This is a genomic window from Thermobacillus composti KWC4, assembly GCF_000227705.2.
GTDB classification, from domain to species: domain Bacteria; phylum Bacillota; class Bacilli; order Paenibacillales; family Paenibacillaceae; genus Thermobacillus; species Thermobacillus xylanilyticus.
Genome location: NC_019897.1, coordinates 237896 through 261045, shown reverse-complemented (window position 1 = coordinate 261045; position 23150 = coordinate 237896). Strand labels below are relative to the sequence as shown.

The following is a 23150-nucleotide window of genomic DNA, read 5'->3' as shown; positions in this document are numbered from 1 at the left end:
AAGTGCCGTAGTCATTGGGCAATCGAAGGCGACAAATCCAGCACGGCTTCCAGCAGACGTTCCAGACTTTCGCCGGTGTGCCGATAGGACGCGAACGGTCGGCCAAGCGCGGATTCGACTTTTAGCGCGAGCGTCTCCTCGGTCAACTCCGATTCGTCCAGCCATTCGATATCGTTGCGCGCCGCCATCTGCCTTGCGTAAACCGCGTTGTACGGATTGACGTCCGCGGGGCGGGGAATGGCGATGCCCGGAATGCCCAGGGCGGCCAGCTCCCACAGCGTCGTGTGCCCTCCCCGACAGATGACCAGCCGGCTTGACGCCGCCTCGTTCAGGAACGTCGTCTGGTCAAGCACGAACCGGACGGAATCGTCCTTGAGCCGCTCGAGCGATCGGGTCAGCGTCCCGCCGTAAATCAGCTTCCGATACCGGCGGTCCGGCTTCAAGGCCTGGATGGCCTTCGCGAAGAAGCGGGCATCCGCGATCGTCGGGGATCCGGCGGTCACCACGATCTGGTCGGAAGGGTTGCGTTCGATCGGGGAGATGTCCAGCACCGGGCCGACAAACCGGATTTTCTCCCGGATCGCATCCGGAATCGGGAACAGCCAGTGGTCTTCCATATCGACCACCGCGATGCTGTCGGCCATCCGCAGATAACCGAGCATTTCCCGGTTGTCATCCAGCCAGTTCGTGACGAAGCACACGGGTATGCCCTGACTGACCGCGATCGGCAGGGCGAGCAGTTCTTCGTCGGAAACGACAAGTTCCGGAGCAACGTCACGGAACAGATCGAGCAGCTTCCGCACCCGCTCCGCTTCGTTGCCGAAGGCCGGCAGTCCGAGGTCGATCAATCGACCGTCGTAAAAATTTTTCAGCAGCGCAAGAGCGCTGGCATAGGACGCCATCGTCACCTCGTGCCCCGCCCGCTGAAGCGCCCGGGCGAGCAACATGTCCCGCCTGGCGTGCCCGAATCCGTTCCCCCGCGAAATGAGCAGAATGTTCAACCCGATTCCCCCTTTCATGATCCGCTTTCGACCTGCGCCGACGCCTGCAGGAGCGCCACCTGGGCGCCGTACATGTCCCTGAAGATGCCCTCTTCCCGGATCAGCTCCTTCGGGCTGCCGACCTGCGCGATGGTCCCGTTCCGCATCACATAGACGATGTCGCATTGCATGACGGTGCTGACGCGGTGCGCGACCAGGACGGCCGCCTTTCCCTCGGCGACGAATCGCTTCAGCTTCGCCACGACCTCCCCTTCCGTGATCGGGTCCATCGCCGCCGTCGGCTCATCCAGCAGCACGACCGTCTTCGTGTTCGAGATCGCCCGCGCCACGGCAAGCCGCTGCCATTCGCCTCCCGAGAGGTCGACGGCTTCCGTGTATCCCTGGCCGATTCGCCTCTCTCCGGCGCGGCGCAGGATGTCTTCCGCCATTCCCGCCGCATCGGCGCCCGGTTCATTCATGAAGCCGATATTTTCTTTCGCGGCAAGCGGAAATTGGGCAAAGTCGGCGTAAGCGACCGCCACCGCCCCGAGCCTCGCGGCGGCCGCGACCGGCCGTCCGTCGACGCGGACTTCCCCCCGCGTCGGCTCTAGGAGACCGCTGATGATATGGCACAGCGTCGTCTTGCCCGCGCCGTTCGGCCCGACCAGGCCGATCAATCGGCCGGTTCCGATCCGCATGTCGATCTCCGACAGGACATCCCGGGTGCCGTTAGGATAACGGAATCCGACCCCGGACAGTTCGATCTCTTCCCGGATTTCGATCGTCGGATGATCCGACGCCGGCACCGGCTGCCGCAAGAACTTCATCAGATTCGTCGAGATCAGCAGCTCTTGCGTCAGCAGCCGCAGCTCCAGCACGAACGCGTTCGCCTTGCCGAGCATCTCATCCACGAGCTTGAACGCGATGATCATGCCGCCGATCGCCGCCTTCGAGGTCAGAATGACCGCGACATAGACCCCGGTGATGAGCAGGAGCTGGCCGATCTGCAGCAGGACGGTGACGCGCTGCGATTTCAGCAGGAACGACAGGTTTCTGCCGCTGATTTCACGGAAGACGTCCCGCCACAGCTTCACGATGTAAGGCATATGGCGAAACAGCGCCCGCTCTTTCCCCAGATCGCCGTCCAGCAGGACGCTTCGGTAGTACTTCTCCCGAATGCGCTCGCCCGCCAGCTCGTTTTCGAGGTTGAACATCGCGCGCCCCAGCTTCATTTGCCTGTAGATGATGAGCGCCAGAGCCGCCAGCATGACGAGGGCGCCGACTTCCGTCACGAAGAACAGCGCGACAATGAGGCTGACGAGCATCGCCCCCGAGCGCAGCACGTCGAAGCCAAGCGTGAACAGGCGGTGTCCCCTGCCGAGACTTGACGCCGCCTTCTCCGCGTCCTTCATGTAGTCCTCGTCCAGGAACCGGACATACTCGACCTTGCCGAACCGGTCCATGAATTCTTCCCTGGCGATTCGCCTTATTTTCAGGTGAAGCCCCTCCGACGCGATCGAGGAAACCGCGTCAAGCAGTTTCTCCGCGATGGTTGCGGTAGCGAACAGAGCCGCCGTGAACAGAATCAGACTTTCGGGCCGGCCAGCCGCAATCTGCTCGATCGCCGATCCGAACAGATAGATGCGGTATCCCGGAAGCGCCCCCGCACACAGCGTCACAACCAGCGTGAAAATCATCCACGGCAATACGCCGACAAATCGTCTTGAACGGATCAGCCACACGGCACATCGCCCCCGAGAATCAATGCCCTGTTTACATGAACGATGATGAAGCTTTCCACATTTCCCGATAAAGCGGGTTCGTCCTCAACAAATGATCATGCGGGCCGTAGTCCGACACCTTGCCCGCTTCCATGATCAACACTTTGTCGGCGAACGCGCATCCGACCAACCGGTGAATGACGAAGATCACCGTGTAATCCCGCAGTTGCTCCATCACCGATGTCAGCAGCTCGAGCTCCGCGTCGGGATCGAGCGACGCGGTGGGCTCATCCAGAATGACGATGGAACCGGACCGGTACGCCGTCCGGTAAAGGCTTCTCGCCATCCCGATCCGCTGCCACTGCCCCTCGGACAGATCGACGCCGCCAATTTCCGGCCAGAGCATGGTCTTCTCCTTCCCGGGCAGCGAAGCAACGAAATCAGCCCGGACATGCCGAAGCTGCTGCTTCGCCAGCGCGGCATCCGGACGGTCAACATCGCCCAGCATCACGTTGTCTTCCACGGACAGCTTGTAGCGTCCGTAATCCTGCAGACAGAAGCCGCCGATTTCGTCCGTCTGCACGGTGCCCGTATCGGGCTTCAAAATGCCGCCGATGATGTGCATCAACGTGCTTTTGCCCGAACCGTTCGGTCCGACGACCGCCAGCTTCGTCCCTTTCGGAATGTCCAGGCTGACGCCTGACAGCGCCTGCTTGCGGCCGTCGTAGCTGAACGAGACATCGGTCAGACGGACGGCCATGTCCGGCCGAAGCGCTCCGGACGCGGCTTCCGGACGTTCCGTCTGCCGCCGGTCCGCGGCGTCGTCGAACAGGGGCGCCAAATACATTTTGCGTCCGAGCCAATGCTTGCCCTGGGTCAGCACCATGTTCAGCAACTGTTCCAGGTACAGGCCGCCGACCAGAAGCGCGGCGATGTCCCCGGCACCCAGCGCGCCTTCATGAAGCCTCCACAATCCCGCGAGCAGCACGATCAAGGTGACGATGCTCGTCGAGAGATTGCTCGCCAGCCGCAGGGCGGAGACGCGGACCGTATGGCCGATGGTCTTCCGCGCGATGGCGTCATACTCGTGCCGCCACTTGCCGCGCAGCCAATCCGCGATGCCGAAGACGCGCACTTCCTTGGCGTGCTTGTATGACGTAAGCGATTCCATGAACGCCGATTCCAGGCGCGACTGTTCGGCGATGCCGCCCAGGAACGCGGTCTCTCTCGCGGCGGCTTTCCGGGTAAGATAAACATTCAAGAGCGCCCCTGCAAGAATCAACGGCGGCGCCCACCAGGCCGTCAGCAGCAGCACCCACGTCAGAGCCAGTCCCGTCAGCATCGTCTGCAGCAGCGCGGCATACCCGTCGATGCCTTCGTGATACAGTGAGGAGACCGATTCCGAAGTGTTCGCCAGTCTGTTCCTCGTATCGGCCCGGATCCAGTCGTTGACCGTCGTCCGGTCCACCAGGCTGAACAGCCTCAGGGACAGCCGCTCGTAGATCCGGTCCTTGACTTTGCGCAGAAAATAGGGATGAAGCCCATAGAGCAGGATGGCGATGGCGCCGAGTCCCGCCATGATCAGGATGTAAGTGATCGCATCGCTACGGCTGTTCTGGTCGACGAAGTTGACGACCTGTTTGACCAGCCATACCTCAATTCCGGGCCACAACCCCAGCAGGACGATCAGGCCGAACGCGAGCCAATTGCTCATGTCTCCCGCGTTCAGGATGTTCCCCGCCTGTTTCATCGATGCAACGATTCTGCCCATACGACTCTCCTTCCCCCGCGATCATCACCCGCATCCGCGGAGCGTTTCGTTATCCGGAGCCGGTCGCGTCACCCGGATTGTCCGCGTGTTTCGAAAAAGAGCCGGTTCTCCTCGATGCTGTGCCGCCATTGTTTCGGCACCGCCGCCGCGGGGAATATAGCCGCGACGGGACATGTCAGATCGCAGAGGCCGCAATCCGTGCATTTGTACGGATTTATGTAATACTGGCCTGCTTCCTCGGACGTCTCGATCGCGTTCTCCGGACATACCGCGACGCATTTCGCGAGCTTCTCGCCCTCGCAAGGCGGAGTGATTACCCAAGCCATGACCTTCTCCTTCCCGCTCCGAAGCCGACCGCAACCCCCAGATCGAGCGCGATGTCTCTTTCCTGCCAGAACGCCGTCGACGCTCTTGCGACGAACGTGACATCGGTTACCCCGATGGTTCCCGTCGCGCGATCGGTCGTTCGGCCCGCTTCGTAGCCGATAAAGATCGAGATTTCTCCGTGGAACGGCGGCAGTTCGGACACATGCCGCCTCGCTCCGGGGTGGATCAGCAGCATCCGGCTTCCGGCTTTCTTCAGCTCATCCACCCTCGTGAAGGGGTCCGGTTCCGGCACAATGTCAATCGCCAGCGACTCCGACCACCTGCGGCAATCGTCGATTCCCGCCACGGCGGGATTCATGTATACAACCGGCGACCAGTCCGCGCCGCATTGCGCTTCGCGCTCGTCGTCCGCAAGTTCCACAATCCCCAGCACCTCGCTCATCGCGATCGGAGGATCGGCGATCTTGTTGCGGTCTCCGGCCGTCACCACCCAATCCCCCGATATCTCGATGATGCGGTGCGCCAAAAACCGGTTCATCCGGTCGCGATAGAGGACGATGTCCCCGATCCGCAATTTCCGAACCGGCAAGACGTTGACGGTCTGTCCGTTCCGCAGCAACGGATGCATGCAATCCCCCTGTATCCGGAATGCCACCGATCTTCCGTTCCGCAGGGCGCGGATCAGGAACTCACTTCCGTCAAGTTTGGACATTCCTCAAGCACTCCCAATTTCTCCAGGGTGGATATGAAGTCCCGGATGTCTTCATCAACCGTATCGTCCGGCGAAATCTCGAAACTGCCGCGAATTTCCCGCTGCGCCTCTTCGACGGTCCTCGGCTTCTCGGTGATGAAATGCCAGACCGCTTTGCTCACATCATCCTCCAGCACGTAGACTTCGCCGGCGCCGGTCAGGATGAAAATCCCTTCGATGTTCTCGTCATAGAAGACATCACCGGCCAATTGAAACCGTCTGCTCATCGGCGCGCTTCCCTCCCGCCAGTTTGAAATACGCGACCATTTTCTTGCGAATGCCACGGCGTATGCCGGAACATTCGAGCTGTGTCGTTCCGTTGACGTCGCCGGTCATGCCCCAGTGGAATGCTCTGCATCCTCCGCCGCACGATTCCCGGAATGTGCACTTCATGCACTCGGGCAGCGTATGAACCGTACGGTTCCGGGCCGCTTCGAACACCGGAGACGTCTCCCATATCTCCCGCAGCGGCTTCTCGCGGATCGAACCGGCATAGAACAACGGATGGTGCATGAGTTTGCACGGAAACACATTGCCCCTGGCGTCGATGGAGAACTCGCCGGTGCCGTGTCCGCACTGCCGCCTGTGCTCAAATTGCTTTACACCCAACGATCGGCAGTCGTCATGCGCGGCGCCTTCCAGCTGCAGCTCCTCGATGCGATCGAGTATGCGCCTGCGCTCGGCGAAGGTGAGCCCCTGCGATCGGTCATCACCTCTGCCCAACTGGACGATGGGCATGATGTTGAGCCGGATGGAGCGCTGCTTCGTGAACTCGACCATCGGCTCTACCGCGTTCAGGTTGTGCCGGGTGACCGTCTGATTGAGCTTCAGACGGACGCCGGCATCCTGCAAATAGCCGATGGCCCGCATGACCCGGTCCCATGTATCCTTGCCGCGGTTCGCCTCATGCTCCTCCTTGTTCAGCGAGTCGAGGCTGATCGTGAACAGATCGACCAGCTTGGCGATCTCTTCGGCCTTCTCCCTGCTCGTGATCAGCGTGCCGTTGCTGATGACGTTCACGCGCAGCCCGATCTGCCTGGCATGCGCCATCAGGACGAGAAGATCTTTCCGGAGGAAGGCTTCGCCTCACGTAAAGACGATCGTATTCGTACCCAGATCCTTGATCTGGTTGATCATGTCCATGGCTTCTTCGGTGTCCATATCGCCTTTCATGGAACGGCCCGGACCGCTGTCCGCATAGCAGTAGATGCAGTTGAGGTTGCACTTGTATGTGGTCACAAAATAGACGTAGTGCGGCGGAACCTTACCCACCCCCTGCTTCTGCATCGATTCGAAATAATCGTAATCCGGCGGCCTTTCCCCCTGGTAACCGACCCGGTACAGGAGCAGCATGTTGACAATACGCCTCACCGTTCGTTCATCGTTGCCCGCCCGGATCAGTTCCGCCATGAGATCCCTCCTTTGCCACGCACATGATGGATCGGGGAGGGAAGGCCGCGGCGGGCCCTCCCTCGACTGGATAAGTACTTAGCATCCCGAACCACTGCCGGAAAAAGAACCACACGCGCAAGCGCAAGCCGCATAAGCGCCAGCCTCAACCTTGCGGATGATCGGTTTGCTGTACTTCCGCATAGCTTTATCACCTCCTTTCACACGTGTTGCCCACCCTCGGGTCAACGACAGGCATCTTTCACGTGTAGCGGGAACGGTGATTGTTGTGGAAGCGATTACTGCAATCGCTTACAAATCGGTTGGCGGGATATCTGCAGTCTGTCAAGCGTTCCACTCCCAAAGGCAAGCAGAAATGCGCGGCCTGCCGGTTTGCACCTCGCTCGCCATGGGACAAGCTCAATTCCAATACAATAATAAAAAAGTAATTTTATTCCTTCAAGTATATATTGGCTCAATATCCCCAATTGTTAGAGGATTTATAATAACCTGAATCCGTGATCATTCGACGAATAAATACAAGGAGAAAGCAGGCAAATGCAGCCCCGAAGACGAATCATTCAGGTATTCGAAGCTTCGCAACCATTCACCTGCGGGGTGCTGTATGAAAATCAAGTTTGTTCGGTCCAAAGAACTCATTCTTTCCACACATGCTGGTCTTGCGACGGTGGGAGCCTTACTTGCCCATACCGGATTAACGAAACGCCTGAACCGTTCACGCCTCACGAAGGCGGAAAGTCCGTTTCATTCCCACTCCGACGTGATGAAAAGCTACATCGGCTTGCTGTGTCAAGGTAAAAGCGATTTCGATCACATTGAGCCGTTTCGGAACGACGATGTATTTCCGATCTGTTTGCAACTGCAGAAAGTGCCCTCCAGCCCGACGCTCCGGCAGCGTTTGGAACGCGCGGCCGAAACGGAAGAGGCGGGATGGAATGACATTCTTCTTGAGGAATCGGCCGATCTGCTCCGCCGCGTCCAGGCGCCATTGACAGGGCTTCAAGCCGGAACGGACATCTACGTACCGCTGGATATTGACGTTTCCCCTTTCGACAACTCGGGCACGAGGAAAGAAGGCGTTTCCCGAACGTACAAAGGCGTGGACGGGTACGCGCCGATCTTTGCTTATCTGGGCCAAGAGGGTTACGGCGTCAATGTCGAACTGCGGGAAGGCCGCACGCACGTCCAGAACGGAACCGTTGATTTTTTAACCCGGAGCATTGCGTATGCGCGGCGCATAACGGAACTGCCGATTCTCGTCCGCATGGACGCGGGAAACGACAGCATCGAGAATCTGCATGTGTGTCACCGTGAAAACGTGGACTACATTATCAAAGCCAACCTTCGCAAGGCCCCCAAGGAGGCGTGGCTCAGCATCGCCGAATCCTCGGGCATTTGTTGCGAGCAACGCGAGGGCAAGAAGGAATATGTCGGGTTCATCGAGTTTCCCGAGAAAGGATTTAACTCCCCCTTCGGCAAGTCTTCCACGTGATCGAGCGAACGATTGACCGAGATGGGCAAATCCTGCTTGTTCCCGAGATTGAAGTGAGCGTGTACTGGACTTCGCTTCGCTGCGGACCATGGCGGGTCATCGAGTTATACCGGGATCACGGCACCAGCGAACAATTTCACAGTGAAATCAAGACGGATCTGGATTTGGAGCGGTTGCCATCCGGGAAATTTGCGGCCAATAATCTCGTACTGCACGCAGGCGTGTTTGCTTACAATCTGCTGCGCATCATCGGTCAGGAGAGCCTTCGCAAGGACGATGCGCCCATTCGCAACAATGTGAAACGTCGTCGAATCCGAACCGTCATTCAAAATATGATTTACATGGCTGTTCGGTTGGTACGACATGCGCGCGGTCTATGCTTTAACTTCGGAAAGCACAGTCCATGGTCACCCGTTCTGGAGAGGGTTTATCGGGCGTTTGCATGAATCCGGATGAACATGAATCGTTTTGTTCATGACCTGCGGTTCGCCAGGTTTATTTGGCATCCACTGATTTGGATTTCAGGCCATTATGAGGCTTCAAGTCACATTGAATATTCCTTCATCACGACCATCTCAGGAGAGAAAGGCATATTAAGGCATATTTTTGCATCTGTCACTTCAAAACGATAAGGATGTTCACGGATTCAGGAATAAAACAAACTCCCCTCACAGAGGTTTCCTCCGTGTGGGGAGTTGCGGATGACTCCGTCCGGGCCGTGGCGCCCGTCCGGCTTGCGCGTTATTTCGACGGCGCTTCCTCCGGGGTGATCGATCCCGCCGGAATGACGACCAGTTCGCCGTTCCGCTCGTCGATCGTCAGCTTGTCGCCTTTCTTGATCTTGCCGAGCAGCAGATCTTCGGACAGCCGGTCCTCGATATGCTTCTGGATCGCGCGGCGCAGCGGACGCGCGCCGTACTGCGGGTCGAAGCCTTCCTTCGCGAGGAACGCCTTCGCCGCATCCGTCAGCTCGAAGTCGACTTCCTGCTCGCGCAGCCGTTTGCGCAGCTCATCCGACATGAGCGTGACAATCTGGTTGATGTGCTCCTGCTCGAGCGAGTGGAACACGATCGTCTCGTCGATCCGGTTCAGGAACTCCGGCCGGAACGCTTTCTTCAGCTCCGCGAGCACCTTATCCTTCATCTGGTTGAATTCGCGGCCCGAATCCTGCACCGCGGTAAAGCCGAGGGTCGAGTTCCGCTTGATCTGATCAGCGCCGACGTTCGACGTCATGATGATCAGCGTGTTGCGGAAGTCGACGACGCGGCCCTTCGAGTCGGTCAGACGGCCGTCCTCGAGCACCTGCAGCAGGATGTTGAACACTTCCGGATGCGCCTTCTCGATCTCGTCGAGCAGCACGACCGAGTACGGCTTGCGGCGCACTTTCTCCGTGAGCTGGCCGCCTTCCTCGTAGCCGACGTAACCCGGAGGCGCGCCGACGAGGCGGGAGGTCGAATGCTTCTCCATGTACTCCGACATGTCGATGCGGATGACCGCGTTCTCGTCGCCGAACATCGCTTCGGCCAGCGCCCGGGCGAGCTCGGTCTTGCCGACGCCGGTCGGCCCGAGGAAGATGAACGAGCCCATCGGCCGTTTCGGATCTTTCAGGCCGGCCCGGGCGCGGCGGATGGCGCGGGCGACCGCCTTGACCGCTTCGTCCTGCCCGATGACGCGGCTGTGCAGAATTTCCTCCATCTTCAGCAGCCGCTCGGTTTCCTCTTCCTTCAGCTTGCTGACCGGGATGCCGGTCCAGCTGGAGACCACCTGCGCGATATCTTCCGGCGTCACTTCGGAATCGGTGCGGCCCTGCTTCTCTTTCCACATGTTCTTCGTCGTCTCGAGCTCTTCGCGGATCTTCTGTTCCGTGTCGCGCAGCGCGGCCGCTTTCTCGAATTCCTGGCTCTGCACCGCGGCGTCCTTCTCCTTCCGGATTTCCTCGAGACGCGCTTCAAGCTGCTTCAGATTCGGCGGCACCGTGTACGAATGGAGCCGGACCTTCGATCCCGCTTCGTCGATCAGGTCGATCGCCTTGTCCGGCAGGAACCGGTCGGTGATGTAGCGATCCGACAATTTCACGGCCGCTTCGATCGCCTCGTCGGTGATCTTCACCCGGTGATGCGCCTCATAGCGGTCGCGCAGCCCGTGCAGGATCTGGATCGCTTCTTCCGGCGTCGGCTGTTCGACCATGATCGGCTGGAACCGCCGTTCGAGAGCGGCGTCCTTCTCGATGTATTTCCGGTATTCGTCGAGCGTCGTCGCGCCGATGCATTGCAGCTCGCCGCGCGCCAGCGCGGGCTTCAGAATGTTCGACGCGTCGATCGCGCCTTCGGCGCCGCCGGCGCCGATCAGCGTGTGCAGCTCGTCGATGAACAGGATGATGTTGCCGGCCTGGCGGATCTCATCCATGATCTTCTTCAGCCGGTCTTCGAATTCGCCGCGGTACTTCGTGCCGGCGACGACCGAACCCATGTCCAGCGTCATGACGCGCTTGTCGCGCAGCGTCTCCGGAATTTCGTTCGCCACGATGCGCTGCGCCAGCCCTTCGGCGATCGCCGTCTTGCCGACGCCCGGCTCACCGATCAGCACCGGGTTGTTCTTCGTCCGGCGGCTGAGCACCTGGATGACCCGCTCGATCTCCTTGCTCCGGCCGATCACCGGGTCGAGGTTGCCGTCGCGGGCCGCCGCCGTCAGGTCGCGGGCGAGGCCATCCAGCGTCGGCGTATTGACGTTCGTCGGCGCCCCGTGGCTGCTCGAGATCGCCTCGCTGCTGCCGAGCAGTTGCAGCACCTGCTGGCGCGCCTTGTTCAGGCTGATGCCCAGATTGTTCAGCACGCGCGCCGCGACGCCTTCGCCTTCCCGGATGAGGCCGAGCAGGATATGTTCCGTGCCGACGTACGTATGGCCCAGCTTGCGCGCTTCGTCCATCGACAGCTCGATCACTTTCTTCGCCCGCGGCGTGTACGCGATGTTGGCAGGCTGCTCCTGGCCGCGTCCGATCAGCGACTCCACTTCGTCCTGGATCTTCTCCAGGCCGAGACCGAGCGCCGTCAGCGCCTTCGCGGCGATGCCTTCCCCTTCCCGGATCAATCCCAGCAATATATGTTCCGTTCCGATGTTGTTGTGACCGAGACGAACCGCTTCTTCCTGCGCCAGCGCGAGAACCTTCTGCGCGCGCTCTGTAAATCTTCCGAACATCATGCCTCATGCACCTCCATGCCTGAATGTCTTGAAATGTTCCCGAATCATCTCCGCGCGGCGGATGTCCCGCTGATCCGGACTCATCGTCTCGTTGAACGTCTGCTGCAGAAAAGCGGGCTGCGTTTTCACCAGAAGTTCGTTCATCACCGCGGGCGGCACATTCGGGATGAGCCCGAGGTCGACGCCGAGCCGCACGTCGGACAGCCGCTGCGCCGCCTCCTTCGAGTCGATGACGGCCGCGTGGCAGAGAATGCCGAAGGAACGGCACACCCGGTCCTGAAGCCTTACGCGGGATTCGGCGAGCAGACGCTTGCGCGCCGCTTTCTCGTGTTCGAGAATTTGCCGGGCCACGTTGTGGAGATTGTCGATAATCTCTTCTTCCGACTGCCCGAGCGTAATCTGGTTCGAGATCTGGAACAGGTTGCCGAGCGCCTCGCTGCCTTCACCGTATATGCCGCGCACCGCAAGACCGACCTGCGTCACGGCCGGCAGGATGCGGTTGATCTGCTGCGTCATGACGAGCGCGGGCAGATGCATCATCACGGATGCGCGGATGCCCGTCCCGACGTTCGTCGGGCAGCTCGTCAGGTACCCCCGCTTCTCGTCGAACGCGTAATCGACCGCTTCCTCGAACCTGTCGTCAATCCGGCTGGCTTTGGTCCATGCTTCCTTCACCTGGAAGCCCGGATACAGGCATTGGATGCGAAGATGGTCTTCTTCGTTCACCATGATGCTGACCGATTCGGTGCGGTCGAGGATCAGCGCCCCGCAGCGCGATTCGTTCGCCAGCGCCGGGCTGATCAAATGTTTCTCGACCAGCACCTGTTTCTCCAGCTCGCTGAGATCACTCAATTTAAAAATATCAAACTTTCCGACTTCATCCAACTTGCCCGCCCGGACGACGCCGGTCAGCTTCTCCATCACTTCCCGCGCCTGCTGGTTCGTCGCCAGCATCGGGAACGGATGCCCGTTCAGGTTGCGCGCGATCCGCACCCTGCTGCTGATGACGATGTCGGAATCCGGTCCTCCGTGCCGCATCCACTCGCTGAGCGCTTCACGCGCAAAACGACGTTTGTCCACCCGAGTCCCCTCCTTCCTTGTACCCGGCTTCAACCGTCCGCCAGCCTGCGCTCAAGTTCGCGGATCCGGTCGCGAATGCGCGCCGCGCTCTCGAAATCTTCGCGGGCGATGCGCTCCTGCAAATCCCGCTTGAGCCGGTCGATCTCCCGCCTGGAGCGGATCAGGCTGCCGGTCCGCTGCGGCACTTTGCCGACATGGACCGTATTGCCGTGCACCCGTTTGAACAGCGGATCCAGCTTGCCGTCGAAGAAACGATAACAGTCGCTGCATCCGAAGCGTCCGATCTTGCTGAACTGGCTGTACGTCAGCCCGCATGTCTCGCACCGGAGCGGCTGCGCGGCTTGTCCGCCGCCTGGCGGTTCGAAGTCGAGCAAGCCGGACAGCAGGCTGTGGATGGAGAAACCGTTCGCCGTGCCCGGTATCATCTCCCCGCGCTCGCGCGCGCATGACTCGCAGAAATGAAACTCCGACTTCTCGCCGTTGACGATCTTCGTAAAATGAAGCGTCGCCGGGCGTTTCCCGCAATCTTGACACAGCATGGGGCAACCTCCTTTCGAACCTTCCTTATCAATATGCAGGATTAACTTTCAACAAGCAGCGCAATCAGCATCGCCTTGAGCAGCCGCGCCCGGATCTCGTCCCGCAGCGGCAGATTGACCGCGAGCGTCTCCCGGGAGACGGCCGCTTTGAGCAGCTGCGCCTCGCGCCCGTCCAGCAGCTTCGCTTCCGCCAGCTGATAGATCAGCCCTTCGGCCGCGGATTGGTCGATGCGGTTGCCGATCGTGCGCAGCACATGCTCGTGGATCGGCTGGCAATCCGGCAGCTCCAGCTTCCGGATGCGAATGTAACCGCCGCCGCCCCGCTTGCTCTCGACCAGGTAGCCCCGCTCCAGCGTGAACCGGGTGGCGATCACGTAATTGATCTGCGACGGCACGCACGAGAACTTGTCCGCCAGTTCATTGCGCTGAATCTCGACGGTGCCTTCCGCACTTTCCCGGATCATCTGTTTCAGATACTGCTCAATGAGGTCGGTAATATTGCGCATGGTCATACCCTCCAGTCGATGGCCGGCCGGATTGACAGACGCCTCCTTGAATCTGACTTTGACTTTCTTTGACCTTAACTTTATTATACCTCATTTTTCATGGCCGTCAAGCCTTCCAAACGCAAGATTTCTATGTACGAACCGGCCGAATGCCTTGCCGGCCGGTTCGCCTTCAGCGCGCATCCTTCAGCACGATGCGGAGATCGTTCGCGATGACGTCGGCTCCGGCCGACAATTGGCCGGACGACAGGTTGCGGCTCAGCCGCTCAAGCGCTTTGCGGGCCACCGGACTCGTCACCCGCAGCACCCGGCTGCCGTCTCCGGCTTCCCTTGCGGAAGCCGCATCCCCGCTCGTGATCCGGATGCCGCCGAACTGAAGCTCGACGCCTCCCCCGTTTCCCGCGCGGACAGGCGCGCCTTTGGGGTCGGACGTGCCGGCGCCGTCGGAGGTGATGCCGTCGTACCCGTTGCCGATGCGGAAGCTTCGGGTATCATCGAGCTTGTCGCTGTCCTTCATCCGTCCGCTGAACGTGCCGGCGCCGAACCAGCCTGCGCCGCCGCCGTCGCGGCTGCCGTTGAATTCATCTTCGCTGCCGAACATGCCGCTGCGTCCGCCGTTTTCAGCGGTCTGAGCCTTGTTCAGCCCCTTGACCTGATCAGAATGATCCGCATTGCCGCGCCTCGTCATCCGGTCCGGGTCATCCCGCTCGAACAGCCGGTTGCCGTTCGATCCGTAACCGGTGCCGTATGAGCCGATCCTGTCATCATAGCCATTTCCGCCTCCCGCGCATCCCGACAACACCAGCGCCGTCAGGATGGACGCGCATGCAAGCCTCATGGTGATCCTCTTCACGCGCCGGACCTCCCTTCACCATCTTTTCTCCGTGGATACTCGTCGGCCGCCGCTTCGTCACAGCATGGCGCAGAACTGTTTCATGTCCTCGATGAGTTCTTTCGGCAGCTCCTTGTCCTGTTCGAACCCTTCGGACAGCGTATGCGCGACGAATTCGGCGCTAACGCCGTAATGCTTCAGAATGACGTTCAGCTTGTCGAGATTCTCGTGATTCTCGACATAATCGTTCAGCCTGCTCACCATTCGGACCTCCTTGCCTTGTGGGTTGTACTCAGCGTGATCGCCATTTTTTATCCCGCAACGTCCAGTTTCTGGCCGAGAATGTAGCGGTGATACAGCCACTCGGCCCAGGCGACCAGCGCCGATATGATGAAGATCTCGCCGAAACTCAGATTCCAGCCGTAGAAATACCGGATCACGCCGAGATAAACGGCGGCCAGCAGGAAATCGGAAATGGTCGCCACCGCGTTGTTCGTGCTCGGCAACAGTACCATGTCGCCGATCAGGAACGCGACAACCGTAAGCAGCGAAGCGGCGATAAAGGCGGTCAGATACGTCACGTCCGCATACCAGGCCAGCATCAGCGTGACGATGATCCCGTTCAGCACCCATTTGAACAGAAATTTCACGGCTTTCACCCTCCTCGCGGGCCATTGCTGCAGCTGCACAGAGCTAGTGTGCCGCAGCGCCCCGTACTTAAGCAGCGGAATATTCCGGCACCCGTGACATGACCGGCCGCTTGCAATGCGGTGGAATGAACCGCCCCGCCGCCGGGGAATGCTGACGAAGTCGGCGCCTTTCTCGCGCCGCCTGCGGAAAGTTTATCCGCATCAGGCTACGGTGAAGGAGGTATCAGACGTGAAACGGATCGAACTGCGTCCGGATCTGCGCACGGCCGGGGGCGAAGTGAACGACATCCTGGTGGACGGGCGTTATGCCGGAACGATGACGCTTGTCTATCGCGAAGGCGGAAGGCTGACCGGATCCGTCCAGCTCGACCGCGATGTGCTGCGCGCGCGGGACAAGCAGCGGGTGCTCAAGCATGTCAACGATTACATCCAATCGTTTGTTCTCGCCGTGGGTGCTGCTTCCTGCGAAGTGTTCGTCACGTACAGTCCGTTCGAACAGTTTATCGTGATGGCTGACGAGGAGGACGAGGAACTCGTCGGAACATGGAAGGAAGACGAGGATGAGTCCGAATGGCAGGAAGCGGAATACGAACTGGTGCTGGTGGGCAAAAAACGCAACCGCCTGCACTACCACGTTTACGACGACAGACGCAGGTGGATCGCCGAAGCGCATCTGCGCGCGGATGACGGCAAGGTGACGGGCAGCGTCCGCTGGCGCAGCCTGCCGGATGACGACGAGATCGAGCTTGTCACGGAACTGATCGTTTCGGACTTCGACGAGGATTCGGTCGACGAATTCCTGATCGATCACCGCCACGAAGACGAGCTGCTTGAGACGGTCGAGCTGACGCATGAGGAAGTGCCGGAAACGAAGACTTCGCACGGGAAAAAGACCGGCATGCGCGGAGAAGCCAACTTTGCGGCCAAACTGATCCGCGACGACGGCGACACGCTCACCTACGAAATCCGCTCGAAGGCGGACGGCAACCGGACGATCGGCACGGCGACGGTCGATATCCGGGAGCGGCGGCTGACCGGATTCATCGACTTCAGGGAACGACGGCACGCCGACGACGCCGGCGCCATCGCGGCGGTGTTGATGCGGGAGCTGGACAAGGAGAAAGAGTACGACGGACTCAACCTCTCCCTTATGTACCGCAACCGTCTGATCGACGAATTCATCGTCGAGAACGAGACCGTGCATTGAGCGCTTGAAAAAAACGGGCCGATTCCGTCTCGGGAATCGGCCCGCTCAATTTTTCATTGTCAGCCCTTCAGCGATTCCAGCCACTCCGCGTAGCATTCGCTGCACAGCACTTCCTGCCGTTCTTCGACACCGTTTTCGTCATATACGGTGAACGTGTGGACGCTGTCGGCCGGCTTCTCGCAGTAATAACATTGATGCGCCATGCGGCAGCCCCTCCGTATGCATGCAGTCCGGCACCGGCCTCGTCACAACGCCTTACTGTTTTTCAGCCTTCGACTTCTGCTTCCGGTTCCGCTCCGCTGCGTACTCGCCTGCAAATTCCGTATCATCGACAGGCAGTCGGTTCAGGTCCGTCGTCTGCACGTCCGCCTTGCTGGCGCGATTTTTCTTCGCCACGGCCGGCACCCCCTTTCGGTGGATTCAGCCGTTAGCATCTGCACCGCGCTCGGAACGTTATGCGTTCCGAACCGGCGGAGTTTGTGGAAGGGCAGCCACCTATTTCAAATGAATAAGCGGCCCGGTAACGGTCCGCTTTCCCAACAGCTTCATTCGCCAAGCAGCCTGAGAAACTCCACTTCGTCGTCGATGACCGTGACGCCGAGCTCCCGCGCCTTCGTCAGCTTGCTGCCGGCACTTTCCCCGGCGATGACGTAGTCGGTCTTCTTCGACACGCTGCCGGACACTTTCGCGCCAAGCGCCTCCAGCTTCTTCGCCGCCTCGTCCCGCGTCATCGACGACAGCGTCCCGGTCAGCACGACCGTCTTGCCGCTGAAGACGCTGTCGGTCCGCACGACCGCCGGCCGCTCCGCCTCCGCCTTCACGCCGGCTTTGCGCATCCGCGCGATGCTCTCGCGAACGAGCGGGTCGTTGAAGAATCCGGCGATGGATTCCGCCACGATCCCGCCGACGTCGGGCAGCTGCTGCAGCTCTTCCACGGAAGCTGCCATGACGGCGTCCAGGCTGCCGTAGTGGTCCGCCAGCATCTTCGTCGTCGCCTTGCCCGTGTTCGGGATGCCGAGCGCGAACAGGAAGGAGGCGAGGTCGCGCCCCTTCGACTGCTCGATCGCGTCCAGCAGCTTCTGCGCCTTGCGCTCGCCGAACCGGTCGAGGGCGAGAAGCTGCTCCTTCGTCAGATCGTACAGATCCGCCGGATCGCGCACGCCGCATTCGTCATAGAGCTGCTCGGCCGTGGCGATGCTGAACGTCTCGATGTCCATCGCGTCGCGCGACGCGAAGTGCGTGATCCGCGCCACGATCTGCGGCTTGCAGCCGAGCTTGTTGTTGCAGAACAGATGCGCGCCCCGCTGCTCAAGCGGCGAGCCGCAGGCCGGGCAGTGCGTCGGGCAGATGATCTCGCCGCCTTCCTCCTCGTCGGCGCAGCCGAGAATCTCGGGAATGACGTCGTTCGAGCGGCGGATCCAGACGCGCGTGCCGAGCCCGAACTTGAGCCCCTTGCGCTCGATGTCGCCCATGTTGTTCAGCGTGCAGTTCTGCACCGTCACGCCGGCCAGCTCGACCGGCTCTACGCGGGCGATCGGCGTCAGCTTGCCCGTACGGCCGACCTGCCAGTCGACGGCCTGCAGCACCGTCGTCGCTTCCTCCGCCTCGAACTTGAACGCGATCGCCCAGCGCGGGAACTTGTCCGTGTAGCCGAGCGCTTCGCGCGTCCGCATATCGGTGAGCTTGACGACCGCCCCGTCGATCAGGAAGTCAAAGCTCGCGCGCCGCTCTTCGAGTCGCTTCAGCTCGACCGCCACGTCCTCGATCCGGTCGAAGTAGGCGATATAGTCGTTCACGAGGAACCCGTTGTCCTTCAGGAATCGGATCATTTCCGCGTGACTCGCGAAGGAGACGCCTTCCGCATAGCCGACGTTGTAGAAGAACGCGTTCAGCTTCCGCTCGGCGGTGATGCGCGGATCGAGATTGCGCAGCGCGCCGGCCGCGGCGTTGCGGGCGTTCTTGAGCGGCTCCGCGGCCGTCCGGTTGTAGGCTTCGAAAACGGACAGGTGCATGATCCCTTCGCCCTGCACTTCGATGACGCCCTGGAACGGAATCGTCAGCGGCACGGTCCGGATCGTCTTCACCTGGGGCAGGATGCCTTCGCCGACGACGCCGTTGCCGCGCGTCGCCGCCTGTACGAGTTTTCCGCCTTCGTAGGTCAGGTTCAGCGTCAGGCCGTCGAATTTCAGCTCGATGACATAGGACGGCTGCGGCAGCGGGTTGTCGGGGTTCCGTGCGTTATAGTCCGCAACCGCCTTTTGTACGCGGGCGTTCCAGGCGAGCAGGTCGTCTTCGGTCTGCGCCTTGTCCAGGCTCCACAGCCTCGCCCGGTGCCGGTGCGGCTCGAAGCCTTTCAGAATTTCGCCGCCGACCCGCTGCGTGGGCGAATTCGGCAGCACGACGCCCGTCTCCCGCTCGAGCGCGACCAGTTCGTCGTAGAGCGCGTCGTACTCCTTGTCGCTGATGACGGGATTGTCGAGCGTGTAATAGTTCCGATTGTGAACATTGATCTCTTCCACCAGCCGGGCCATCCGGTCCAGCTTCTTCTGGTCAGCCACGGGCGCACCCCTCTTTCACGATTGCGATGGCTAGATTTTCGTGATCGGCGCGAAGGCGGCGAGCAGCCGCTTCACCCCGACCGGCGCCGGAAAGGCGATCTGCAGCTCCCGGTCGTTGCCTTCGCCTTTGACGGCGACGACCGTGCCGACGCCCCATTTCACGTGGTTCACCTTGTCGCCGGGCGCAAACGTCTCGTTGGTTGCGCTTCCCGCTCCGGGCGTGACGCCCGCGCCGGCCGGCTTGCCGACGCCTTCGGTCACTCGCACGCCGCCAGCGGATACTTGCGATGGCGCGGCGCTCCGTGCGCCGAACCCGCCGCCGAAGCCGCCGCCAGATCCGCCGCCGCGGTAGCCGAATCCGCCCGATCCGCCCGCGGCGCTGTCGCCGTAACGGGCGTACCCGAACCCGAACGACCGGGCGGGCGAATCGTTCTGCTTCAGCTCGTCCGGCACTTCCTCCAGGAAACGGGACGGCATGTTGGCCATCGTCCGGCCGAACAGCGTGCGCACGCGGGCGCAGGTGAGATAGAGCCGCTCTTCGGCGCGCGTGATGCCGACATAGGCGAGCCGCCGCTCCTCTTCGAGTTCCTCGTCGTCCATCAGCGCGCGGCTGTGCGGGAAGACCCCTTCCTCCATGCCGATGATGAAGACGATCGGGAATTCCAGCCCTTTCGCGCTGTGCATCGTCATCAGGACGACCGCGTCGTCCGCGTACCGTTCGTCCGCGTCGCTTCCGAGCGTGTCGATGTCCGCGATCAGCGCAAGGTCGGTCAGAAACGCGACAAGGGACTTGTCCTCATTGCGCTGTTCGAAATCCTGGGTAACGGACAGGAACTCGTCGATGTTCTCGATGCGCGACTGCGACTCGATTGTGTTCTCCCGCTTGAGCTCCTCGCGGTAGCCCGTCCGCTCGAGCATCTGCTCCGTCAGCTCCGTCACGGACAGGTAGTCAACCATCCGTGACAAGTCCTCGATCATCTGCCGGAACTCCTGCAGCGCCGCGCGCGTCTTGCCCGTGACGTCCACTTCGCCCAGGTCGCCGAGCACCTCGAAGATCGACGTCCCGCGCCGCGCCGCTTCGGCCGTCAGCTTCGCCATCGTCGTGTCGCCGATGCCGCGCTTCGGCACGTTGATGATCCGCTCGAGGCTGATGTCGTCGTGCGGGTTCGAGATCAGCCGGAGGTAGGCGAGCAGGTCCTTGATCTCCTTCCGGTCGTAGAACCGGATGCCGCCGACGATGCGGTACGGAATCTCCGCTTTGATCAGCATTTCTTCGATGACCCGGGACTGGGCGTTCGTCCGGTACAAAATGGCGTGGTCCGCGTATCGGCGTCCGGCATCGCGGTTCTTGCGGATTTCGTTCGCGACGTACAGGCCTTCCTCGTGCTCCGATTCGGCCTGGCAGACGCGGATCGGTTCGCCCGGTCCGCGGTCGGTCCACAGGTTTTTCGGCTTGCGCCCGACGTTGCGGGCGATGACGGCGTTCGCCGCATTCAGGATGTTCGCTGTGGACCGGTAGTTCTGCTCGAGCAGTATTGTGACCGCTTCCGGGTAATCTTTTTCGAAGTTGAGGATGTTCGTGATGTCCGCGCCGCGCCACCTGTAGATCGACTGGTCGCTGTCGCCGACGACGCAGATGTTGTGATGCTTGTCGGCCAGCATCCGGCAGAGCAGGTACTGCGCCCGGTTCGTGTCCTGATACTCGTCGACGTGGATGTAGCGGAACTTGTTCTGGTAGAAATCCAGGATGTCCGGTTCGGCCTTGAACAGGTCGATGGTCGTCATGATGAGATCGTCGAAATCGAGGGAATTGTTGCTCTTGAGCCGCTTCTGGTACAGCTTGTAAACATCGGCGGCGATCCGGTCGACGTAATCGCCCGCGCGGTCGCCGTACCGTTCGGGGGACAGCAGTTCGTTCTTCGCGCCGCTGATTTTGGCCTGGATCATGCGGGGCTCGAACTTCTTCGTATCGTAGTTGAGATCTTTCATGCACGCCCGGATGACCGAGAGCTGGTCCGCCGAGTCGAGGATCGTGAAGTTCGACGTGTACCCGAGCCGCTCGATGTCTCTGCGGAGAATGCGCACGCACATCGAGTGGAACGTCGACACCCAGATGTCGCTGGCGCCGGGTCCGACCAGCGCCTCGACGCGCTCCTGCATCTCGCGCGCCGCCTTGTTCGTGAATGTGATCGCCAGGATGCTCCAGGGGGCGACGCGCTTCTTGCCGATCAGATACGCGATCCGGTGCGTGAGCACACGCGTCTTGCCGCTGCCGGCGCCCGCCATGATGAGGAGCGGGCCTTCCGTCGTCTGCACGGCCTCCCGCTGGCGCGGATTGAGCCGCTCGACCGCCTGGTCGAGGTCGATGGGACTAAACATGGCAGAACTCCTTCTGTTCGCATTTATGTTCGCCTGTTCTCAGTCTAGTCGACCGCACCGGGCGTGTCAATTTGCGGACGGGGGGGGGGGGTTGCGGCGCGGTTTGTCCGGTCTTGAGATTCCCGGCCGATCCAAGAACGATGCGGGTTCCGGTCGATCCACGAAACGATACGGTTTCCGGCCGGTTGGATAAGCGAAGAAATTGCTTCTGTTTTGTCGAATTTGGGGAAGCCGGGCGATTTTGAAGAAAAAATTTCCTCTATTCTCCGAAACATGCGGTGAAACAGGGGGGGATGGCACGTCATAAACGAAAAATTTTCGCTTTATGAGGGCATTTTCGCCGATTTGGCCGGAATAGATGAAGAAATTCCCTCTAAGTCAGGCGGATTTCAGGCAGCAGGTCAAGTGCCGGGCGTTTCGGATGAGTTGCGCTGCGGCCTGCTCCGCATGTGCCCGCCGGTACGCCTGGATCTGGCGGCGCATGTGCACACAGGCGGCACGCCGCCGGTGCATACAGCAACCGTACATGCGCAGGCGCCATACCTCCTCAGACGGGCGGCGCATGCGAGCGTCACGCAACCGCAGGCGGGGGCCAAACCGTCACAGTCAGCCAAGACGTCAGGCCGTCACGCCGGCGCAGGCGTCTCCTTGACCGCCGCCACGGTCGCCAGCGCATCGTCCAGCCGCTCGTAGATCGCGTTGCCGACGACCACCGTATGCGCCGCCGCAGCCGCAAGCCGCGCCCGCTCCGCGTCGGTCACGCCGCCGCCGTAGAACAGCCGCGCGCCTTGCAGATCGGCCCGCACCCGCTCCACCAGCCGCATGTCGCCGAACATGCCGCTGTATTCGAGATAGACGATCGGCAGCCGCATGAGCCGGTCGGCCAGGCGGGCGTAAGCCAGCACATCGCGCTCTCCGATCGCCGTCCGGGCTTCGGTGAGCTTCGCGGCCGTCGACCCGCCGTTCAGGATGATATAACCTTCGCCGACGGCCGTATCCCACGGAATCATCGAGCCGTAGGCGGCGATCGCTTCCGCCTGCCGGCCGACAATCCATTCCGCCGCACCGGCGTTCAATACGATCGGCACCAGATACGCGTCGAAACCGGGAACGGCCGCTTCCGCCGACGACAGTTCCAGCACACACGGCACTTCGTAACGCCGGATGCGGGCGAGCAGATCCGTCGTATTGTCATACGTCATGCCGGTCGATCCGCCGACGATGACGGCGTCCGTGCCGGACCGGCAGACCGCGTCCAGCGCCGAATCGGAAATTTCGCGGTCGGGGTCCAGCTTGAAAAGATGCCGCCATTCCCTGAGCTGTCGTTCCGCCGCCCGTCCGTTCACGCGATCCACCCCCCCCCCGGCGCCGCTCACACGCCACTCTCGAGCGCCTCGATGCGCTGCAGCGCGGCGTAATCGTCGGGATACAGCATGACGTATTCGGTCAACCCGACCATGCGGAACAGTTTCTGATAATGCGCCGAGGCGCCGCATATGAACGTATGGAAGCCTTTCTTCCGGCCGGCCCGGGCGATGCGAATCAGCAGCGCCATGCCGGCGCTGTTGATGAAATTCACTTCATGCAGATTCAGGATGAGGTAGCGGCGGTCTTCGCCGAGCCCATCCTCCCAGTCGAGCACCGACCGGATCTTCTGTTCCGCCTGCTGGTCCAGATCGCCCTTCAGCGTGACGGACAATCCGGCATCGAACGGCACGATATTCAGTTCCAGCATCGAATTCATCAAGG

General features: G+C 61.1%; 21 protein-coding genes and 2 pseudogenes. 2 read left to right on the top strand and 21 right to left on the bottom strand.

Going from position 1 to position 23150, the window contains the following annotated elements:
- Window positions 1-11: 11 nt before the first annotated feature.
- The 8 genes and pseudogenes from THECO_RS01125 to THECO_RS22640 all read right to left on the bottom strand — a co-directional run.
- Window positions 12-1001 carry a glycosyltransferase gene (locus THECO_RS01125; protein WP_157373495.1) on the bottom strand — a complete coding sequence of 330 codons (990 nt, stop codon included), beginning with the start codon at window positions 999-1001 and terminating at the stop codon, window positions 12-14.
- A 14-nt stretch (window positions 1002-1015) separates the two neighbouring features.
- Window positions 1016-2722, bottom strand: a complete 1707-nt coding sequence (locus THECO_RS01120; protein WP_015253244.1) for an ATP-binding cassette domain-containing protein — start codon at window positions 2720-2722, stop codon at window positions 1016-1018.
- 31 nt (window positions 2723-2753) lie between these two features.
- Window positions 2754-4472 (bottom strand): ATP-binding cassette domain-containing protein, encoded by a 1719-nt coding sequence (locus THECO_RS01115; RefSeq protein WP_015253243.1) that lies wholly within the window; start codon window positions 4470-4472, stop codon window positions 2754-2756.
- Window positions 4473-4540: 68 nt separating this feature from the next.
- Window positions 4541-4798, bottom strand: coding sequence for a 4Fe-4S dicluster domain-containing protein (locus tag THECO_RS01110; protein WP_015253242.1), 258 nt, complete (start codon window positions 4796-4798; stop codon window positions 4541-4543).
- Window positions 4786-5427 carry a S24/S26 family peptidase gene (locus THECO_RS01105; protein WP_041853738.1) on the bottom strand — a complete coding sequence of 214 codons (642 nt, stop codon included), beginning with the start codon at window positions 5425-5427 and terminating at the stop codon, window positions 4786-4788. The genes THECO_RS01110 and THECO_RS01105 overlap by 13 nt, the downstream gene beginning before the upstream one ends.
- 53 nt (window positions 5428-5480) lie before the next feature.
- Window positions 5481-5777, bottom strand: a complete 297-nt coding sequence (locus tag THECO_RS01100; RefSeq protein ID WP_015253240.1) for a PqqD family protein — start codon at window positions 5775-5777, stop codon at window positions 5481-5483.
- Complete coding sequence (locus tag THECO_RS22450) at window positions 5749-6288, bottom strand: SPASM domain-containing protein (RefSeq protein ID WP_269724213.1); 540 nt, start codon at window positions 6286-6288, stop codon at window positions 5749-5751. Before THECO_RS22450 ends, THECO_RS01100 begins: the two co-directional genes overlap by 29 nt.
- Window positions 6289-6333: 45 nt before the next feature.
- Window positions 6334-6837, bottom strand: a pseudogene (locus THECO_RS22640) (radical SAM protein); the annotation flags it as partial.
- A gap of 727 nt (window positions 6838-7564) precedes the next feature.
- Here THECO_RS22640 and THECO_RS01090 point away from each other — a divergent pair.
- Window positions 7565-8898 (top strand): annotated as a pseudogene (locus THECO_RS01090) (IS1380 family transposase).
- A 295-nt stretch (window positions 8899-9193) separates the two neighbouring features.
- Here THECO_RS01090 and clpC read toward each other — a convergent pair.
- From clpC to THECO_RS01055, 7 genes are all read right to left on the bottom strand, one after another.
- Complete coding sequence (gene clpC / locus THECO_RS01085; protein ID WP_015253239.1) at window positions 9194-11650, bottom strand: ATP-dependent protease ATP-binding subunit ClpC; 2457 nt, start codon at window positions 11648-11650, stop codon at window positions 9194-9196.
- Window positions 11651-11653: 3 nt separating this feature from the next.
- On the bottom strand, window positions 11654-12730 hold the full coding sequence (locus THECO_RS01080; protein WP_015253238.1) for a protein arginine kinase: 1077 nt from the start codon (window positions 12728-12730) through the stop codon (window positions 11654-11656).
- Window positions 12731-12759: 29 nt separating this feature from the next.
- The gene (locus tag THECO_RS01075; protein WP_015253237.1) at window positions 12760-13269 is read right to left on the bottom strand and encodes a UvrB/UvrC motif-containing protein; all 510 of its coding nucleotides are present in this window, start codon (window positions 13267-13269) and stop codon (window positions 12760-12762) included.
- Between the two features lie 41 nt (window positions 13270-13310).
- On the bottom strand, window positions 13311-13775 hold the full coding sequence (locus THECO_RS01070; protein WP_015253236.1) for a CtsR family transcriptional regulator: 465 nt from the start codon (window positions 13773-13775) through the stop codon (window positions 13311-13313).
- A gap of 172 nt (window positions 13776-13947) precedes the next feature.
- Entirely contained in the window at window positions 13948-14628 is a 681-nt protein-coding gene (locus THECO_RS01065; protein ID WP_015253235.1) for a hypothetical protein, read from the bottom strand.
- Between the two features lie 57 nt (window positions 14629-14685).
- Window positions 14686-14871, bottom strand: coding sequence for a hypothetical protein (locus THECO_RS01060; protein ID WP_015253234.1), 186 nt, complete (start codon window positions 14869-14871; stop codon window positions 14686-14688).
- A gap of 47 nt (window positions 14872-14918) precedes the next feature.
- Complete coding sequence (locus THECO_RS01055) at window positions 14919-15257, bottom strand: DUF2512 family protein (protein WP_015253233.1); 339 nt, start codon at window positions 15255-15257, stop codon at window positions 14919-14921.
- 229 nt (window positions 15258-15486) lie between these two features.
- On the opposite strand from THECO_RS01055, the gene THECO_RS01050 reads away from it, so the two are divergent.
- Window positions 15487-16464 carry a hypothetical protein gene (locus THECO_RS01050; RefSeq protein ID WP_015253232.1) on the top strand — a complete coding sequence of 326 codons (978 nt, stop codon included), beginning with the start codon at window positions 15487-15489 and terminating at the stop codon, window positions 16462-16464.
- A 59-nt stretch (window positions 16465-16523) separates the two neighbouring features.
- On the opposite strand, the gene THECO_RS21895 is transcribed toward THECO_RS01050, so the two are convergent.
- From THECO_RS21895 to THECO_RS01030, 6 genes are all read right to left on the bottom strand, one after another.
- Complete coding sequence (locus THECO_RS21895) at window positions 16524-16667, bottom strand: hypothetical protein (protein ID WP_015253231.1); 144 nt, start codon at window positions 16665-16667, stop codon at window positions 16524-16526.
- A 52-nt stretch (window positions 16668-16719) separates the two neighbouring features.
- The gene (locus tag THECO_RS21890; RefSeq protein WP_015253230.1) at window positions 16720-16860 is read right to left on the bottom strand and encodes a hypothetical protein; all 141 of its coding nucleotides are present in this window, start codon (window positions 16858-16860) and stop codon (window positions 16720-16722) included.
- A 149-nt stretch (window positions 16861-17009) separates the two neighbouring features.
- On the bottom strand, window positions 17010-18995 hold the full coding sequence (gene ligA / locus THECO_RS01045; protein WP_041854049.1) for an NAD-dependent DNA ligase LigA: 1986 nt from the start codon (window positions 18993-18995) through the stop codon (window positions 17010-17012).
- 57 nt (window positions 18996-19052) lie between these two features.
- Entirely contained in the window at window positions 19053-21401 is a 2349-nt protein-coding gene (pcrA, locus tag THECO_RS01040) for a DNA helicase PcrA (RefSeq protein WP_015253228.1), read from the bottom strand.
- A 626-nt stretch (window positions 21402-22027) separates the two neighbouring features.
- Window positions 22028-22747, bottom strand: a complete 720-nt coding sequence (gene pcrB, locus THECO_RS01035; protein WP_041853736.1) for a heptaprenylglyceryl phosphate synthase — start codon at window positions 22745-22747, stop codon at window positions 22028-22030.
- Window positions 22748-22773: 26 nt separating this feature from the next.
- A complete protein-coding gene (locus THECO_RS01030; RefSeq protein ID WP_015253226.1) occupies window positions 22774-23145 on the bottom strand; it encodes an STAS domain-containing protein in 372 nt (123 codons plus the stop codon).
- Window positions 23146-23150 lie beyond the last annotated feature (5 nt).